General features: G+C 73.6%; 13 protein-coding genes. 12 read left to right on the top strand and 1 reads right to left on the bottom strand.

Translation table 11 applies throughout. The features are described 5' to 3' along the window. The first annotated feature begins 7 nt into the window (after positions 1–7). Entirely contained in the window at positions 8–1,180 is a 1,173-nt protein-coding gene (locus ABD785_RS05730; RefSeq protein ID WP_344822934.1) for an FxsB family cyclophane-forming radical SAM/SPASM peptide maturase, read from the top strand. Further along, the gene (locus ABD785_RS05725) at positions 1,173–2,387 is read left to right on the top strand and encodes an HEXXH motif domain-containing protein (protein WP_344822932.1); all 1,215 of its coding nucleotides are present in this window, start codon (positions 1,173–1,175) and stop codon (positions 2,385–2,387) included. The genes ABD785_RS05730 and ABD785_RS05725 overlap by 8 nt, the downstream gene beginning before the upstream one ends. Here ABD785_RS05725 and ABD785_RS05720 read toward each other — a convergent pair. Next, positions 2,350–3,294, bottom strand: a complete 945-nt coding sequence (locus ABD785_RS05720; protein ID WP_344822930.1) for a hypothetical protein — start codon at positions 3,292–3,294, stop codon at positions 2,350–2,352. The two genes, ABD785_RS05725 and ABD785_RS05720, sit on opposite strands and share 38 nt — an antisense overlap. A gap of 210 nt (positions 3,295–3,504) precedes the next feature. On the opposite strand from ABD785_RS05720, the gene ABD785_RS05715 reads away from it, so the two are divergent. The 10 genes from ABD785_RS05715 to ABD785_RS05670 form a co-directional block, all read left to right on the top strand. Then, the gene (locus tag ABD785_RS05715; RefSeq protein ID WP_344822928.1) at positions 3,505–4,137 is read left to right on the top strand and encodes a hypothetical protein; all 633 of its coding nucleotides are present in this window, start codon (positions 3,505–3,507) and stop codon (positions 4,135–4,137) included. Between the two features lie 131 nt (positions 4,138–4,268). Further along, the gene (locus ABD785_RS05710) at positions 4,269–7,853 is read left to right on the top strand and encodes a CHAT domain-containing protein (protein ID WP_344822926.1); all 3,585 of its coding nucleotides are present in this window, start codon (positions 4,269–4,271) and stop codon (positions 7,851–7,853) included. A 1-nt stretch (position 7,854) separates the two neighbouring features. After that, positions 7,855–9,444: an Hsp70 family protein gene (locus ABD785_RS05705; protein ID WP_344822924.1), complete on the top strand. Its 1,590-nt coding sequence runs from the start codon at positions 7,855–7,857 to the stop codon at positions 9,442–9,444. Beyond that, positions 9,441–10,097 (top strand): hypothetical protein, encoded by a 657-nt coding sequence (locus ABD785_RS05700; protein WP_344822922.1) that lies wholly within the window; start codon positions 9,441–9,443, stop codon positions 10,095–10,097. The genes ABD785_RS05705 and ABD785_RS05700 overlap by 4 nt, the downstream gene beginning before the upstream one ends. Next, on the top strand, positions 10,094–10,756 hold the full coding sequence (locus ABD785_RS05695; protein ID WP_344822920.1) for an RES family NAD+ phosphorylase: 663 nt from the start codon (positions 10,094–10,096) through the stop codon (positions 10,754–10,756). Before ABD785_RS05700 ends, ABD785_RS05695 begins: the two co-directional genes overlap by 4 nt. 15 nt (positions 10,757–10,771) lie before the next feature. Continuing rightward, positions 10,772–11,383 carry a nucleotide exchange factor GrpE gene (locus tag ABD785_RS05690; protein WP_344822918.1) on the top strand — a complete coding sequence of 204 codons (612 nt, stop codon included), beginning with the start codon at positions 10,772–10,774 and terminating at the stop codon, positions 11,381–11,383. A gap of 3 nt (positions 11,384–11,386) precedes the next feature. After that, complete coding sequence (locus ABD785_RS05685; protein ID WP_344822916.1) at positions 11,387–12,997, top strand: Hsp70 family protein; 1,611 nt, start codon at positions 11,387–11,389, stop codon at positions 12,995–12,997. A gap of 14 nt (positions 12,998–13,011) precedes the next feature. Beyond that, on the top strand, positions 13,012–15,630 hold the full coding sequence (locus tag ABD785_RS05680; protein WP_344822914.1) for a SaeA-related protein: 2,619 nt from the start codon (positions 13,012–13,014) through the stop codon (positions 15,628–15,630). Continuing rightward, the gene (locus ABD785_RS05675) at positions 15,631–16,806 is read left to right on the top strand and encodes a TRAFAC clade GTPase domain-containing protein (RefSeq protein ID WP_344822912.1); all 1,176 of its coding nucleotides are present in this window, start codon (positions 15,631–15,633) and stop codon (positions 16,804–16,806) included. 1 nt (position 16,807) lies between these two features. Beyond that, positions 16,808–17,872: GAP1-N2 domain-containing protein (locus ABD785_RS05670; protein WP_486303540.1), on the top strand; the 1,065-nt coding region annotated here is incomplete at its 3' end.

Below are 17,872 nucleotides of genomic sequence, written 5' to 3'. Positions count from 1 at the left end.
CAAGCCCATGGAGGCGACAATCGTGCGCGACGCCGGCTCGGCGGAAGCGGAGTGGCGCCCTGTGCCGTTCCGGCAATTCGTCCTGAAGATACACAGCCGGTGCGATCTGGCCTGTAGCCACTGCTACATGTACACCGCCGCGGACCAGGGATGGCGGGATCAGCCCCGGGTCATGTCCCCGCGGACCGTCGCGGCGACGGCCGCCCGCATCGGCGAGCACATCGCCGCCCACGGTCTCACGGGCGTCCGGGTGATCCTCCACGGCGGCGAACCGCTGCTCGCGGGGGGCGAGCGGATCGCCGAGGTGGTGAGATCCGTGCGCGAGAACGCCGGCGCGCCCGTCTCCTTCCACCTCCAGACCAACGGGACCCTCCTCACCGGGCCGCTCCTGGACACCCTCGACGACCTGGACGTCAGGATCGGGGTGAGCCTGGACGGGGACGCCGCCGCGCACGACCGGCTCCGGCGGCACGCCGACGGGCGGGGCAGCCACGCCCGGGTCGCCGAGGGGATCGCCCTGCTCAACGGCCGCCACCGGCGCCTCTTCGGCGGGCTGCTCTGCACCGTCGACCTGCGCAACGACCCCGTCGCCGTCTACGAGGCCCTGCTCGCCCACGATCCGCCCGAGATCGACTTCCTCCTCCCGCACGGCACCTGGAGCGCTCCTCCTCCCGGGCTCCCCTCGGCCGGGACGCCCTACGCCGCCTGGCTGCTCAGGGCCTTCGACGCCTGGCGCACCCGGCCCGTGACCGAGGTCAGGATGTTCCGCGATCTGCTGCATCTGCTGCTCGGCGGGCGCACCAGCACCGAGGGGCTCGGGCTGGCCCCCGTCGCCGTCGCGGTGGTGGAGACCGACGGCTCGATCGAGCAGTCGGACATCCTGAAGATCGCGTTCCAGGGAGCGTCCGGCACCGGCCTGCACGTCGCCACCGATCCGTTCGACGCGGCCCTGCCGCTGCCCTCGGTCAGGGCCCGGCAGACCGGCCTCGGAGCCCTGTGCGAGCAGTGCCGAGCCTGTCCGGTCGTCCGGGTCTGCGGCGGCGGCCTCTACGCCCACCGCTACCGGGCCGGCAGCGGCTTCGCCAACCCCTCGGTCTACTGCGACGACCTGTACGCGCTCATCACGTCCGTGCGCGGCCGCCTCACCGACGACCTCACCCGGATCGGAAGCCATGCCTGAACCGACCCGTCACAGGATCCCGCCGGGCGTCTTCGCGGCGCTGTCCCACGGCGGGGGAGGCGCCGAGGCCGTCCGGCTGCTGGCGGCCGCGCAGTACAGCAAGACCCTGCTCCTGCTGCGCGCGCTCGACGCGGACCGCGGCGGTGTGCTCGCCTCCGCGCACCGGCGCTCGCCCGAGGCCGTCGACGCCGTTCTGCGCCATCCGGCCGTCGGCGCCCGGCTCCTGCACGTGATGCGGCGCGGAGACCGTCAGGCGCTGGCTCCCGTCGGGGCCGCGGCGGCGCTCCGGGCGGGGCTCCGCGCCGAGGTCGAGACGGCCGTCACCGGGTCCGCGCTCAGCCTGCCCTCGCTCGGCCGGGCGAGCCTTCCCGGGGCGACCAGGGCCGTCGTCTCGGCGGCGGACCGGACGATCACTCCGGACACGGGACCCGCCGTCCGGATCGGCGGTCCCGGCTGGACCCCCCTGCGCACGCTGGACGTGCCGGGCCTGACCGTGTCCGTGGAGGACCTCGATCCGTTCCGCTTCCCCGGCGACCTTCCGCTGGCGGCGCGGCTCTCGCCCGCCGACCACGGGCGCTGGCGGCGCCGGTTCGCCGACGCCTGGACGCTCCTGGCGCGCGAGCACCCGGCCGCGGCCGCCGAGACCGCCGCGGGACTGCGCTCGGTGGTGCCTCTGGAGACCGGTTCCGGTGTTCAGGTCGCCGCGACGTCCGGCGAGTCGTTCGGCGCCCTGGCCCTGTCGCTGCCCGGTGATCCGCTGACGTTCGCGCTCACGTTCGTCCATGAGACCCAGCACCTTAAGCTCTGTGCGCTCATCGATCTCCTGCCGCTGATCGACGCCGACGACGGTGCGCTGTACCACGCGCCGTGGCGGCCCGACCCGCGGCCGCTCAGCGGGCTGCTGCAGGGGGCCTACGCCTTCCTCGCGGTCACCGGGTTCTGGGCGCGGCATCTGGCGGCCGTTCCCGAGGCCGCCCACCAGTTCGCCCGCTGGCGTCTCGCGGTCGCCCGCACCCTCGAGGTGATCACCGGTAGCGGTTCCCTCACCGGCCACGGCCTGCGCTTCGTGGACGGGATGCGCTTCTCGCTCGCTCCTCTGCTGGCCGTTCCCGTGGCCCGGGCCGTCGAGGGACGCGCCGTCGAGGAGCTCGACGCCCACCGGGAGGCGGTCAGCGGAAGGACGGGAGGGAGTTCAGGAGGGGAGTGAGGACGGGGGCGTAGGACGGGCGGCGGGTGACGAGGTGGACGCGGAGGGGGGTGCCGCGGGAGAAGTCCTTCTCGAGGGCCGTCCTGGTCCACAGGGCGCTGGTCTCGACGGGGAGGCCGCAGCGGCCGGCGCCGAGGAAGGGGAGGGCGACGGAGCGGACCGCGGGGTCGGCCCTGGCGGTCTCCAGGACGGCGGAGACGGCGTGGGCGACCGACTCGGGGGCCGGCGAGTAGTCGTTCGAGCCCGGCACGGCGACGGCCATGGCGACGTAATAGACGCGGTGGACGCCGCGTGAGCGGAGGGCCCCGGGGTCCAGGGGGATGACGGTGCCGGGGGCGACCTGGAGGCCGGGGCGGCTGTGCTCGGCGGTCCAGGCGGACAGCTCACGGGCCAGGACGTCGTCGACGATCTCGCCGGCCGGGCCCTTGCCCGCTGCGGCCCGGCGCAGGGCGGCCGCGACCGAGGACTTGTAGCTCTGCGCGAGCTCCACGTAGGTGTTGCCGGAGCAGACGAGCACGTCCACGTCGGTGAGGAGCTCGATCGGGCAGACCTCGAGCGTCACGCCGCCGCCGCGGATCTCCGGTGCCGGCCGGGCGGCGATCAGCCGGAAGGCCTGGTCGATGGCGCGGCGGACCGTGCGGTCGTCGCGGCCGAGCCGGGCCGACAGGGCGGTGAGACGGCCCGCGAGGAACCGGTCGGCGATCTCCGGATGCAGGCCGAGTGAGGCCAGGGCGACGAGGGCGAGGTCGGGGGCGAGGAGCTCGATCCGGCGGCGGAGCTCGGTCTCGATCTGGAGCCGGTCGCCGGGGATCCAGGGGCCCAGCCGGCTCGGCAGATCACTGCCGGGGACGCCGCGGCCCCGGCTGAGGGCGCGGAGCTCCTGGTACAAGCCATCGCTGTCCGCCATGAGTGATCACTGCCGCTTTCTGTCCGTCTTCTGGCAGCATTCTGCCATTTTCGGGACGAGGCGCGCGGCGGGAATATGTCAGCGGAGGCCAGTATCGTGCGTAGCACATTTCGCCGGATAAGTGGAGATTTTCGTGCACAGCGGCACTTGGAGGCTTACGCGGTTTCGGTCCTGACCGCCGGTATGGCGGGGCTATCCGTTTTCGGGGATGTGCTCACGCCGGGTCTGCGCTGGTCGGTCTGCCTGGCCGCGCTCTCCCTGCTCGTGTACCGGAGCACCGATCCGGCCGTCCGGGGAGGGGCGGCCGGATCGGTCCTCGCCGATCGGAAGATCTTCGCCGAAAACCCGCTGGCGCCGCGGCTGGCCCGGGCCAGGGAGGTCTGGGTCCTGGCGCCCGCGGGGAAGAACTTCCTGAGCCCCGAGCACTGCACCCTGCTGCGGTCGGTGCTGGCGGACCCCGGTGCGTCCGTGCGCTGCGTGGTGCTGAACCCGTCCGCGACGGAGGCCGTGCGGATCGCCGCCGAGCAGCTCACCGGGGAGCACTCGATCGAGCCGCTGCCCGCCGCGCTCGACACGGCGCTGTCCCGGCTGCGGCTGATGCGGAGCTGGGACCTGCCGGGCGAGCTGTCGTGCCGGGTCATGGACTACAGCCCCGGCTTCAGCCTCGTGGCGATCGACCCCGAGGAGGACGGGACCGTCGTGGTCGAACTGCACGGGGTCGCCAACGACAGCAGTTCCGCGCGAATGCATCTGACCCTGACACCCGGTGAGAGCGGACATTGGTATCGCTACTGGGTCAAACAGTTCGCCGAAATCTGGGCCCGATCCACTGAGGTCACGTGAATGGCATGAATCGGTGACAAAAAGCGGAAAGCCGTGGCAGGGCCGGATGATCCGGAATTAACATCTCCGCGCACGGTACGGGGAATCCATCAGCGGAAAGACATGAAAGATCATGCACTTGAAGATCATTGATGAATGATCTCCGAGAGGATCCGGAAGAGGCCGCGGAACGGCTGCTCGGGCAGGGGACCGAACTACTGGCGCAGGCCGGTGACGCGCTCACGGAGGCGGCACGTCACCTTCTCGTCCTCGCCGCGGAGAACCTCGGCGAGGCGTTCGCCCTGAGGCCCGCCCATCCCGGGCTCCGGCTCCTGCTCGGCACCGCGCTGGCCCGCCGGGTGGTCTGGGACGTCATGACCGGCGGCGTCACCGCCGACACCCGTCTCCAGGCGGCCGTCGCGGTCGAGGACCTCGCGGCGGGCCTGGCGGAGGACCCCGGCGACGAGGCGGCCGGAAGGCTCCTGGCCAGGACGCGGGCACTGGCGTTCGGGTGCCTCGGCGGGCCCCCGGCGGCCCCGCCGGGTGCGGAGGAGATCGAACTCGACCACTTCCTGCGGGCGGCCGTCCTGCTCCTCGGCCCGGCCCCGGCCTGGCTGCGGAGCCTGATGCCGTCCGAGGCGACCCTCGTCTCCCTGGTCGCGGATCCGGCGCTGCTGCCCGGCGCGGCCGACGGCACGGAGGCCCTGGCCCGCCTCCGGCACGTCCGCTCCGCCGATCTCGCGACGCCCGCGGCCTGGCTCACCGTCATCGGCCGGCTCGCCGCCGCCGGTGGCCCGGCCGGCCTGGCGAGCCCGGACCCGGCCGATCCGATCGCGGACATCGTGCGGGGCGTCGCCGCGGCCCTCGACCTGGACGCGGGCGGGCCGACCCGGCTCGTCACCGTGCTGGACCATCTGACGGACGCCGCCCGCGCGCTCGGTCCCGCCCACCCGCTGCACCCCGGCCTGCTCACCCTCCTCGACATGGCGGCGCGCCTCACCAGGCACGGCCCGGAGACCCGCCGCGACGGCGAGGCCCTGCTGGAACGTCTGGAGGCCGCGCTCCGCGAGTTCCCCGCCCGGCACCCGCGCAGGCTCGACACCCTGACGCACCTGATGGCGATCTCCCTGCGCCATCTGCGCTTCGACTCCTCCCCGGCCCGCACCGCCCGGATCGAGGCCCTGGTCGCCGAGCGCGCGGGCCTGGCCGACGACGTCGTCACCCGGACGATGCTGCCCCTGGTCACCGCGTTGATGTCCTACTTCCGGGCCCAGAACTCCGGGGAGCTGATCGAGCTCGACACGGCGATCGAGGCCCTGGAGGCCTCGCTCCGGAACGGCGGCGAGGACCAGGGCCTCCTCGTCCAGACCCTGGAGATCATCTCCGCGCTGCTGGCGATGCGCCATCTCAACCAGGGCAGGATCGACGACCTCACCGCCAGCGGGGTGTACGCGAACCTCGCCCGGACGGCCCTCGACACGCTGAATCCGGAGCGGCCGCCGCGCCTGCGCGGCGACGGGCTGGCGGGCGCCTTCGGCGAGGTGGGCGGCATGCCCCGGATGCAGCTGAGGACCGAGGACTTCGACCGTTACATCGAGGCGCTGTCCGGCGGAGCCGCCGACCCGGACGGCTCGACGGAGCGCGGCATCAACGGCTTCGAGACGCTCCGGGCGGTCACCGAGCTCGCCCAGGCGGGAACGCTCGACCGCGAGGACCTGGCCGCGTCCCTGCAACCGCTGATCGACCAGATCCGGGCCTCGCTGGACGCCGCCGGAGACCTCGATCCCGACCAGCCCTTCCACGGCATGGAGCTGCTGAGGGCGTCGAACCTCTCGGCGGTGCTCGGCGGGCTTCATCGCCGCCCCGCGGACCTGGACCAGGCCGTCAGGCTGGCGGTCGAGGCGGCCGGATGCTTCGACCGGACCGGCAACGGGGGGTTCCTCCGGCAGGTCGCGTCCCTGCAGCACGGCGGCGCACTCGGCATGAGGTCCCTGCTGACCGGCGACCGCGCCGATCTCAGCGACGCCATCGTCGTCCTCACCCGCTGCGCCGACGAGTGCGCCGCCGCGGGCCTGGCGGTGATCCGCTACCCGGTGCTCGCCCTGCTCGCCCAGTTCCACCGGCGGCGCGGCGACGCCAACCTCGGCGACGGCGCCCGCTCGGTCGAGGCCGGGCTGGCGATGCTCGACGAGGGAGCGTGGACCGTCCTGACGCAGTCCTCGCTCGGCCAGGCGGCCGCCATCGCCTCCCGGATGGTCGGGGAGGCCGCGGACGTCGCCCGGCACGCGCTCGCGGCGGGGATCAAGGAGGGCGTCGTCGAGGCCCTGGAGGCGGGGCGGGCCCTCATCCTCTACACCGCGACCGCCGACCGGAACACGGCACAGATCCTCGCCGACGAGGGCAGGGAGGGCATGGCGGAGGAGTGGGCGAGGGCCGGAGCGCCGATCCCGAGGCTCGACGTCGACGCCGGGACGCTCTTCTCGGCGCTCCTGGACGAGGGCGTCGTCCCGCCCGTCCCCGACGATCTGCGCGAGCGGGTCAGGCGTGAGCTGCGCTCCACCTTCGTCGAGGACCGGCTCTGGTCGAGGACCGGCCCGGCCGACATCGGGAAGGTCCTGACCGCCCGCGGCATCGACGCCCTGGTCTACCTGCTGCCCAGGGACGACGCCCGGGCCGAGGCGCTGCCCGTCCCGGACGGCGGCGGAGCGGCGGCCGTCGTGGACGCCCGGGGCGAGATCCACCTGCGCCGGCTCCCCGATCTCACGGTGGGGGAGAGCGGACCCGTCCCCGCGTTCGTCCGGGCCCAGCGGTCCCGCCTGGACGAGACGGGACCGGACGGGACCTGGACGGCCGCGCTCGAGGACGTCCGCCGGTGGGCGTGGCCCGCGGCGATGCGGACGGTCCTGGAGTGGGCGGAGGACCGGGGACTCACCGATCCCCGGCTGGTCCTCGTCCCGGTGGGCGAGCTCAGCCAGGTCCCGTGGCACGCCGCGACCCGCGCCGTCGAGGGCCGCGACCGTCCCGTCTGCGCCGACGCGGTGCTCAGCTACGCGGCGTCGGCCCGGCAGCTCATCGAGGCGGCCGGCCGGACCACCCGGCCCTGGGGCGAGGAGGCGGCCCTGGTGCGCGTCCCCGACAGCGGGCTCCTCTGGTCGTCCGTCGAGCAGGAGGGCCTCGGCCGGATCCACCCCGGCGCGGTGACGTTCGACGAGTACGAGCCGCCCACGCCCGGGGACGTCAAGCGCCTGATCCGGACCGCGTCGATGATCCATTTCAGCTGCCACGCCCAGGCGAAGGCCCGGCCGATCGACACGGTGCTGAAGCTCAGCGGCGGCTCCGAGCTGGCCATGCACGAACTGCTCGACCGCACCGCGGCCCCCGTGACGTCCGGACCGCTGGTCGTCATCGGGGCGTGCGGCACCGACCTGTCCGCCGACGACCACGACGAGTCCCTGACGCTCGCCACCGCCTTCCTCAACGCGGGCGCGGCGGGCGTGGTCGGGACGCGCTGGCCCGTCAACGACCTGGCCTCGGCCTTCTTCATGATCCGGTTCCACCACCTGCTGGCCACCGGGGAGCCCGACCCGGCCCGCGCGCTGCGCGCCACCCAGCGATGGATGCTCGACCCCGATCGGGACCTCCCCGACGACCTGTTCGGCGACCTCCTCAAGGAGGCCGGACGGGCCCCGCTGACCGACGCGGGGGCGTGGGCCGCCTTCGCCTACCAGGGAAGGTGACATGACCGCCTTCGGCATCGACCTCGGCACGACCAACTCCTGCATCGCCTACGTGGACGCCTCCGGCCATCCGGTCGTCCTGCGGAACGCGCTCGGCGAACGGCTCACCCCGTCGGTCGTCTACTTCGAGAGACCGCACGAGGTGATCACCGGCGCGGCCGCCAGGAACGCGGCGCTCGCCGCACCCGAACTGGTCGCCCGGCTCTTCAAGCGGAAGATGGGAGACCCGGACGCGGAGTACGCCTTCCACGGGATCCGGCAGACCCCCGAGACGATCTCGGCGTACCTGCTCAAGGACCTGGCGGCGGCGGCCTCCCGCGAGCTCGGCGGGCCCGCCACGGACGTGGTGATCACCGTTCCCGCGTACTTCGGCGTCGCGGAGAAGGAGGCGACCCGGCGGGCCGGGCAGATCGCCGGGCTGACCGTCCTCGACGTCATCCCCGAGCCGGTCGCGGCCGCGCTCTCCCACATCGAGGCGCACAAGAGCGACCGGGTCCGGCACCTGCTCGTCTACGACCTGGGCGGCGGCACCTTCGACACCAGCGTGATCCGGGTCGACGGCGTCCAGGCCACGGTCCTGTGCACGGGCGGCGACCTGCGGCTCGGCGGCACCGAGTGGGACGCCCGGATCACCGATCACCTGCTCGACGGCTTCGTCCGCGAGCACCCGGACCGCAATCCGGCCGACGACGCCGCCTTCATGCTCGACCTCCGCGACCACGCCGAGCAGATCAAGAAGGACCTCAGCGGGGTCCAGTCCCGGCAGCACCCGGTCCGGTTCGACGGCCGCATCACCCGCGTGACGCTCACCCGCGACCATCTCGAACGTCTCACCAACGATCTCCTCGAGAAGACGCTGAAGATCACCGAGGAGACCCTGGCGGCGGCGCCGGGACTGCGGCCCGAGGAGATCGACGAGGTCGTGCTGGTCGGCGGGATGACCCGGATGCCGGTCGTCGCGGAGCGGCTGCGCGAGCGGTTCGGGCTGGAGGTGCGGCAGCACGAACCCGATCTGGCCGTCGCGCGGGGCGCCGCCCTGTTCGCCCGGATCAGCCTGCCGGGCCCCGCCGAGGAGGTCGCCGACCAGCTCGGCGTCACCACCGAGCAGGTGGAGCTGATGCGCAAGCGCCGGCCCACCGGGGTCCTGCCGCGGGCGTTCGGGGTGAAGACCGCCGACGAGAGCGATCCGAGGCTGCACACCGACCCCGGCAACGTGCGGCTGAAGGTGTTCCATCTGCTGCACGCCGACACGCGGCTGCCCGCCGACACCGGGCCCGTCCCGGCCGTCACCGTCATCGACAACCAGCCGATGGTCGAGGTCGAGGTCTGGGAGTCCCGGCCGGGCCCGCCCTCGGACGAGCTGGACGACAACGTCCGGATCGGGCGGGGCGTCCTCCGGCTGCCGCCGCGCACCCCCGCCCGGACGATGCTCCACATCACCTTCTACGTCTCCGAGACCGGCCTGCTGACCGTCACGGCCGCCGATCCGAGGACCGGCGCCGAGCTGAAGCTCGACCTGACGATCGGCATGGACGACGCCGCCGTCGCCGAGGCCACCGGCCTCGTGGCCCGCACGGAGGTGACCTCGTGAGCACCCACCGGGCCCTGACGATGCTGTGGGAGGACTGGGCCGAGGTCCGCTCGGCCCTTCCCGAGGGCCGCGGGGAGGAACTCGACGACCTGGTCGAACAGCTCGCGGACGAGGGCGATCCGGTCGTGGTCAGGGCGCTCGCCGTCCGGGTCGCCCGGCTGCTGCTCGACCTCGGCGACGAGCACGAGATCCGGGCGGAGCTGCGCGGCGGCGACCGCGACGAGCACGGCGCCGGGCCGGACGACGAGGCCTGGTTCGGGCTCGCCGAACGCCTCGCCGTGCGCGCCGACCCGGCCCGGCCGACCAGCGAGGAGATCGCCGCCGCCCCCGACCTGCTCCCGGACGCCGCGATGCTGGACGCCGCCGATCTCGCCGCGGCGGGACTGCCGCCCGATCCACCCGGCCTGATCAGGCTCGATCCGGAGACGGGACCGTCCCGCTGGCCCGCCTTCCAGTTCGGCCCGGACGGGCTGCCCCGGCCGGTCGTCCAGGAGATCAACACACTGCTGGGCTCGGACGAGGACCCGTTCGCGGTGGCGGAGTGGTGGCTCGGCCGCAACGGCTGGCTCGGCGGAGTCCCGGCCGACCTGCTCGGCGCGATCCCGGACGACCGGCTCCTGGCCGCCGCCCGCGCCCTCGGAACGGAGGGATGACGGTGCCCTCCTACGAGCCCCCGGCGAAGTACGTCCCCACGCCCGAGCTGGTCACGCTGAGCCGCGGCACCCGCCTGTGGCGCGTCCACGGGACCGGGCACGGGGCCGGTTCGTTCAACCCCGGCCCCGCCGACGACAATTTCGGCGGCAACAGGTTCGACGGCACCCGCTCCGCGCCCTACCCGTTCCTGTACGCGGGCTTCAATCCCGCGACCGCGCTGGCCGAGACGCTCCTGCGCGACCTGCCCTTCGACGAGAAGGGGATCCGGCGGATCCTGCGCGGGCAGGTCGCGGACAGGCGCGCCACGAGCCTGCGCGTGCGGCGGGATCTGGTCCTGGTCAGCCTGCTGACCGAGGAGGCGCTGAACGCCCTCGCCCAGGACCACTGGCTCATCGACGCCCCGCAGAGCGACTACCACCGGACCCGCCGCTGGGCCGCCTGGATCAGAAAGCACGCCCCCGGGGCGCACGGGATGGTCTGGCCGTCGCTGCGCCGCCGCGGGGACAAGGCGGTCGTGCTGTTCGGCGACCGGTGCGAGCCGACGGACTCCCTGTTCACCGTCGGCACGTCGGTCGATCTGACCGACGTGCGGGGAGCGCAGTGGATCAACTACCAGGTCGCCCGGGCGAGGGCCCGGATCCGACTGCCGCGCAGCTGACCGAAGGACGGACCCATGGAAGAAACGCTCGAGAACGAGACGCCCGCACCGGCCGCGCCACCGGCGGAGCCCGAGCCGCTCGCGGAGATGACGGCCAGGCTCGACGCGATGGAGGAACAGATCAGCGGGTTCCACCGCAGGTCCGAGCACCGGGAGCTGGTGATCGACCGGCTGCACGAGGAGAACCAGGTGCTGCGCGGAGGGATCCGCCGCGCCATCCTCGAACCGGTCGTCACCGACCTCATGCGCCTGTACGACGCCCTCGGCCGGGAGGCGGAGCGCCTGTCCGGCGAGCCCGTCGGCCGGCTGTTCGGCAGCTTCGCCGACGACGTCGAGCTGGCGCTGGAGCGCTGCGGCCTGGAGGTCTTCGCCCCGAAGAGGGGCGAGGCGTTCGACCCGTCCCGGCACACGCCCGTCGGCACCGTCCCCGCCGAGGACCCCGGCCTGCACAACACCGTCGAGAAGGTGCTCGGCGCGGGCTTCACCGACCAGGAGACCGGCCGGGTCCGCCGCCCGGCGAAGGTCCGGTTCTGGAACCACCGGCCCGCCCCCGGCGCCGATCCGGCCCCGGAGCCGGCCCCCGACCCCGAGCCCGGCGCCCCCGCCGGGACCGTAGAGAGCGAGTGACCCATGCCCACGTACGGCATCGACCTCGGCACCACCTACTCCTGCGTCGCCTACATGGACGACTCCGGCCGTCCGGTGATCGCCCAGAACCTCCTCGGCGACGACACGACCCCCTCGGTCGTCTACTTCGAGAACCCGCAGAACGTGGTCGTCGGCGCGGAGGCCAAGAAGTCCGCGCTGCTCGACCCCGACAAGGTCGTCTCGCTGATCAAGCGGCAGATGGGCGAGAAGCTCGAGCTGGAGTTCGACGGCGTCGTCCACACCCCGCAGTCCATCTCGGGGATCATCCTGCGGGAGCTGACCCGGGCCACGGCCGAGCTCACCCACGAGGACGTCAGGGACGTGGTCATCACCGTCCCGGCCTACTTCGGCGTCGCCGAACGCCAGGCCACCCTCGACGCGGGGAAGATCGCCGGGCTGAACGTGCTGAACCTGGTGCCCGAGCCGGTGGCCGCCGCCCTGCACTACGAGGCGATCACCACCGAGGGCGACCGCACGATCCTGGTCTACGACCTCGGCGGCGGCACCTTCGACACCACGGTCATCCGCATCGACGGCAGCGACATCAACGTCGTGTGCACCGACGGCGACCACAAGCTCGGCGGCGCCGACTGGGACACCCGGATCGCCGACTACCTGCTGGAGGGCTTCCTCGCCGAGAACCCCGGCTCCTCCGCCGCCGACAGCGAGGACTTCCTCCAGGACCTCGCGATCGCGGCCGAGGACCTGAAGAAGGGCCTGAGCAGCGCCCAGTCCCGCCGCCACAACATGCGCTTCGACGGCGCGGTGGCCCGGGTGGAGCTGACCCGCGACAAGCTCGACGAGCTGACCGCCGACCTGCTGACCAGGACCTTCACCATCACCGAGCGGACCATCGAGCTCGCCAGGGAACGCGGCGTCATGTCCTTCGACGACGTCCTCCTGGTCGGCGGTTCGGTCCGGATGCCCGCGGTCGAGGCGGGGCTGCGTGAGCGGTTCGGCTTCGCGCCCAAGCTGCACGACCCCGATCTGGCGGTCGCCAAGGGCGCGGCCAGGTTCGCGCTGATCGAGTCGGTGAAGGTCAAGCTCCCGGACGGCGGCGCGGGCGAGCAGTCGGACGCGGCCGTCGCCGAGATCGCCGACCAGCTCGGGCTCGAACCGGAGAAGGTGCGGAAGCTGGCGGGCCAGCGGGTCACGGCCGTCGTGCCGCGGGCGTTCGGGGTCAAGGTGCTGGAGTCCGATGACGGAGCCGGCCAGGTCTTCCAGGTCGAGCACGTCCTCAAGGCCAACAGCCCGCTGCCGGCCTCCCCGCCGGCCGAGCGGTTCTTCACCGCCTACGACAAGCAGACCTCGGTCGTCATCGAGATCTGGGAGCAGGCGGGCGCGGTCGAGTCGCCGATGCTCGGCGACAACAAGCGGATCGGCGAGGGCGAGATCTCCGGGCTTCCCGCGCTGCCACAGGGCTCGCCGCTCGACATCACCTTCGCCATGGACGAGCTGGGCACCCTGCGGGTGCACGCGGTCGAGCAGCGGACCGGCAAGGACCTGGTCATCGAGGTCAGGATCGACGGCCTGTCCGCCGACGACGTCGTCGAGGCCAGGGACGCCGTCGCCCGCTACGCCCTGAGTGAGTGAGCGGGGGCCCACACGTGATCGACAAGACGGCGTACCTGCGGGACGTGCTCGACCCGGCCCGCCGCGCCGCGAGCGCCCGCCCGGACGACCTGTTCGTCCGGTACGCGCTCGACCCGGACAAGCGCCTGGACGACGCGGCGTTCTCCCGCCACCTGGAGGAGATGGAGCGCTACTGGCGCTCCCTGACCCAGAAGCGGCTGTACCTCAAGCTGGCCGAGTCCCTGATGGCCGGGCACCAGGAACTGGCGGCGGCGGGGAAGCTGACCTGGGAGGCGTTCACCGCCGACCGGACCGCCCGCCGCGCCGCCGCGCGGGCCCGGCTCGACCAGCAGATCGACGGCCTCAAGGCCACCACGCCGTGCGTGTCGGGGGCGACCGTGCGGCATCTGGCGGGCGAGGTGTGGAGCGAGGCCGACGTCCGCGCCCATCTCGCGAAGGCCGGGCTGCGGGTCGTCGATCCGCTCTGGGAGCCGCCCGCCCCGCCGGCCGGGCACCGGGCGCTGCGCGAGCAGCTCACCCTGCTCGGGCTCAAGCTCTCGGTGCAGCTCGTGTTCGGCGAGGACGTGCTCAGGCGGGGATTCAAGCTCCGCGGCGGCTTCCGGACGAACGCGGGCGCCGCGCTGACGGCCGCGGACGTCCAGAAGGTCGTCGAGCAGAGCCGGGGCCGTCCGCGGGACGAGCGCAAGACCGCGGCCGACGGGATCCTGAGCGTGCTGGAGAACGCGCTGAAACGGCCGGGCGCGGTCGACGCGCTGCTGGTCTGGGAGACCGCCGAGGTCCTGCGGCCGTCCGCGGAGGCCAGGCTGCCGATCAGGCTGATCGCCGACGCGGCCATCGCCCTGGGCCTCGACCCGAGGGAGGCCGAGGACCTGGCGCTGGCCCTGTCCGAGGGGCTCACCGCAGGGGCGGGCACGAGCATCCGCGCCCAGGTCGAGGAGGCCCTCGCCGAGGGGGCCCTGCGGGCCGCGGAACGGCTGGCGGGCGGGCTCGGCACGGAGGACGCCGAGGTCAGGGCCCGGGTCGAGGAGTCCCTGCGCAAGGTGGGAGAGGCCTCGGCGCGGGCGTCCGCCCATCTCGCCGCGGGCCGCAGCGAGGAGGCCGCCGAGGAGCTCGCGGGCGCGGCCCGGCTGGCCGCCGACGACGAGGAACTGCCCCGGCGGCTCGCCGCGATCCCGCCGCCGCCCGTCCGCCGGGTGTCGGCGGCGCTGGCCGGCGACCGGGTGACCGTCTCCTGGACGCCCGGGGACGTCCGCGCGGGACCGGTGACCCACCGGGTCGTCCGGACGTCGGGGGAGCCCGCCGCCGCCCCCGCCGACGGGACCGTCCTCGGCGACTTCACCGGCACCGAGGCCGCCGACACCGCCCCGCCGGTCGGCGTCCGGACCCGCTACACGGTCTTCTCCCGCCGGGCGGAGGGCGCGTGGTCGGCCCCGGCCCCGGCACCGGCCGTCCGGCATCTGCCCGAGGTCGGCGAGGTCGTGGTCACGGCCACCGAACGGGCGGTCCGGGTGGCGTGGTCGGCCCATCCCGACCTGGCCGAGGCCCGGGTGGTCAGGCTCGACGGGGCCGGGAGGACCAGCAAAGGGATCCGGGCGTCCCGGGACGGTTTCGCCGACGACGGCGTCGAGCCCGGCACGGAGTACCGGTACCGGATCCAGGCCGTCTACCGGGCCGGCGGCGGTCTCGAGGCGTCCGAGGGGATCGAGGTCACGGCCCGCCCCGAGGCCGCCCCGCACCGGGTCGCGGCGCTGACCGTCCGGGCCGAGGGATCGGGGACGGCCGTGATCCGCTGGCGCGACCCCTCCAGCGGACGGGTGGTGATCAGGTCCGCCGCGGCCCCGCCCTCCTGGGCGGAGGAGAACCGGGTGCCCGTCCAGGAGGTGGACAGGTACGGCGGGGAGGTGCCGGGCACGCCCGTGAAGGACGGCGTCTGGTCGAGCCTGACCACGACGATCGGCGCCGAGCGGCGGTACTTCACGGCCGTGACGGTCGGCGGCGGCACCGCGATCATCGGCCCCACCGGCTCGATCAAGGTCGTCCAGCCGGTGCGGTTCCTGACCAGCCGCAGGCTCGGCGACAAGGCCGTGGTGAGCTGGGAGTGGCCCGAGGGCGCCAAGACCGCGGTGGTCGCCTGGACCCCGGCCGGGGCCTCCACGGCCGAGACCCGCGAGATCAGCAAGCGCGGCTTCACCGACAACCGGGGCTGCGAGCTGAGGATCGGCGCGTCCGGCGGGAGCGTCGCCGTGCACGTGATCGACCGGGACGCCGAGGGCGTCGCGGAGTCGCCGCCGGTCCGGATCCGGATCGCGGCCCGGGGCGTCCGGGTCAGGTACCAGTTCCGGCGGCGGCTGTCGCTGCCGTTCCTGCCGATGCGGGCCCGGCTGCGGCTCACCGCCGACGAGGCCTGCTACCTGCCCGACCTGATCGTGGTGCACGGCACCGGATCGACCCTGCCGCTCCGCCCCGAGCAGGGCGAGGTGCTGAGCCGCGTCCCCGCGGCGCGGCTCGCCCCCGGGGCGCCGGTCGAGGTCGACCTGACCGTGCCGCGCTCCCGTCGCACCTGGCTCGTCTGCTTCGCCGACGGAGACGGCGCCGACAGAGTGATCCTCAACCGAGTGAAAGGGACCTGGTGAATGGCCACCCTGGTCTGCCCGTACTGCTATGACTCCTTCGCCGAGAAGCGCATCCTGTTCCGCTGCTCGGGGCTGATCGGCCCGGCCGGGAAGAAGTGCCCGCTCACCCGCGACACGGTGCTGTTCGACCGGTTCGGCATCCAGGACGCCCTGCCCACGACCTTCGCGGGCAACGGCCGCCACCGGAACGCCGTCCACGAACTGTGCGGGGCGAGGACCCACCACCGGGTCTGCCCGTTCTGCCACAGCAGGCTCCCCGTCGACTTCGGGAAGATCGACAACCGTCTCATCGCCATGATCGGCGCCAAGGAGAGCGGCAAGACCGTCTACATGACGGTGCTCCTGCACGAGCTCATGCACGGCGTGGGCCGCCGGTTCGACGCGTCCATGAACGGCTGCGACGACCACACGCTCAACCAGTTCACCCAGCGGTTCGAGCACGGGCTCTACGAGCAGTCCGCGCTTCCGGCCACGACCAAGAGCGCGGGCGCCGAGCAGATGCAGCCGCTGGTCTACCGGGTGTCGCTGCCGCGCCGCGGGCTGCTCGGCGAACGCGAGCGGCACACCATCACCTCGTTCTTCGACACCGCGGGCGAGGACCTGACGAGCCGGGCCAGCGTCGACCTCAACACCCGCTACCTGGGCTCGGCCGACGGCGTGATCCTGCTGCTCGACCCGTTGCAGATGCGGGGCGCCCGGGACCGCGCCGGGCCCGACACCCCCATGCCCGGCACGGGGGCGGGCTTCGACAGCCCCTTCAACGTCCTGACCCGGGTGACGGACCTGCTGAGGGAGACCGGGGGGCTCGGCCCCGGCAAGAAGATCAAGACGCCGATCGCGGTCGCGTTCTCCAAGATGGACGCCCTGTGGGACTCCTTCGAGCCGGACAGTCCCCTGCTCCAGGAGGCCTCCGCGGCCCGTCCCGCCCTCGACCTGTCCGACACCGAGGCCGTCCACGAGCACGTCAGGGCGCTGCTGGAGGAGTGGGACGGCGGGCAGATCGACCAGCTGCTGCGCGCCAACTACGCCGCCTACTCCTTCTTCGGCCTCTCCGCGCTCGGCGCGGTCCCGCGCAACGGCAAGGTCGCGGGCGACGGGATCAGGCCGCACCGGGTCGAGGACCCCTACCTGTGGCTGCTCAACCGCTTCGACGTCATCGCCAACCACCGGAGCTGACATGTCCTACCAGCAGATGTACTACACCTCGTGCGAGAAGGGCCTGTCCGGCTACGCGGGGTACCAGTTCAACGCGGCCACGCCGGGCACCCCCGACGAGATCCTGCGCAGGGTCGAGGCGCTGACCTCCTACGAGGCGCCGCGGAACGTCGGGCACGCCCCCACGGAGGCCGACATCGAGGCCTGCCCGGTGAACCTGTGCTTCTCTCCCGAGGGCGACGTCACGGCCCAGGTCGTCTTCGTGGGCGAGGACTACTCCGGCCGGCTCGGCAACTACTTCGCCCATGCCGTCTCGGGACGGGCCGGCGGGACGCTCCCCATCGAGTTGTGGCGCAGTTCCGTGTGGGCCAGGAAGATCGTTGACGGCACCGACCTGCCCGCCCTGCCGGGGCCGCTGCCGACCGGGCCGATCACCCGTCCGGCCGTCGACGCCTTCCTCGAGTCGAGCGGCCTCCTGCGGCTGCTGCCGGCGCTGCTCGCCGCCGTCGAGCGGGCCGTCACCATCGGGGACCGGTCGGTCGTCATCTACGAGCGGGACGCCGACCGGATCGCCCACTGGATCGCGGCGGTCTCCTACATGCTGCCGCCCGCGATGGTCCGCGAGATGTCCTTCGCGACCTACCAGCACCGGCCCGGCCGGGCCAGGCAGCACGTGATGGGGACGGTCCCGGGCGCGGACTTCACCCTCAGTGAGGGCGCCTTCGAGAGCTACTACCTGTTCGACTTCGTCGGCGGCCGGGCCTCGGCCATCCCCGACCGGCCGCTCGCGGACCGGCTGGCGGGCAACGGCGCGGTCGAGGCCGAGCAGATGTGGCTGGCCGCCACGCCGCTGGCCGCGGGGACCGAGCGGACCCTCGACGACTGGCGTCCGGTCATGCTCGCCGCGGCGCTCCTGGCGGGCGTCCCGCTGGAGCCGGCCGAGGCCGGTCCGCTGGTCGGCTGGCTCGGCGCCGCGGCCCGCCTCCCCGCGGCGCCCTGGGAACGGCTGGCCCGGCTGGTCCTCGGGCTGCCGGACCCGCCGCCCGCCCTGCTCGCCGGGCTGGCCGGCGGCGCCCGGGCGGCCCGG

Source organism: Actinocorallia longicatena (assembly GCF_039534125.1).
GTDB lineage: Bacteria > Actinomycetota > Actinomycetes > Streptosporangiales > Streptosporangiaceae > Actinocorallia > Actinocorallia longicatena.
The sequence above is the reverse complement of the archived record's forward strand: the minus strand, read 5'-3'. Positions and strand labels throughout refer to the sequence as shown.

Excerpts from the sequence above, each read along its gene's own strand:
- ABD785_RS05705 (WP_344822924.1), top strand. The coding sequence starts at position 7,855 with ATGACCGCCTTCGGCATCGACCTCGGCACGACCAACTCCTGCATCGCC.
- ABD785_RS05730 (WP_344822934.1), top strand. The coding sequence starts at position 8 with ATGGAGGCGACAATCGTGCGCGACGCCGGCTCGGCGGAAGCGGAGTGG.
- ABD785_RS05690 (WP_344822918.1), top strand. The coding sequence starts at position 10,772 with ATGGAAGAAACGCTCGAGAACGAGACGCCCGCACCGGCCGCGCCACCG.
- ABD785_RS05675 (WP_344822912.1), top strand. The coding sequence starts at position 15,631 with ATGGCCACCCTGGTCTGCCCGTACTGCTATGACTCCTTCGCCGAGAAG.
- ABD785_RS05710 (WP_344822926.1), top strand. The coding sequence starts at position 4,269 with ATGAATGATCTCCGAGAGGATCCGGAAGAGGCCGCGGAACGGCTGCTC.
- ABD785_RS05725 (WP_344822932.1), top strand. The coding sequence starts at position 1,173 with ATGCCTGAACCGACCCGTCACAGGATCCCGCCGGGCGTCTTCGCGGCG.
- ABD785_RS05720 (WP_344822930.1), bottom strand. The coding sequence starts at position 3,294 with ATGGCGGACAGCGATGGCTTGTACCAGGAGCTCCGCGCCCTCAGCCGG.
- ABD785_RS05695 (WP_344822920.1), top strand. The coding sequence starts at position 10,094 with ATGACGGTGCCCTCCTACGAGCCCCCGGCGAAGTACGTCCCCACGCCC.
- ABD785_RS05685 (WP_344822916.1), top strand. The coding sequence starts at position 11,387 with ATGCCCACGTACGGCATCGACCTCGGCACCACCTACTCCTGCGTCGCC.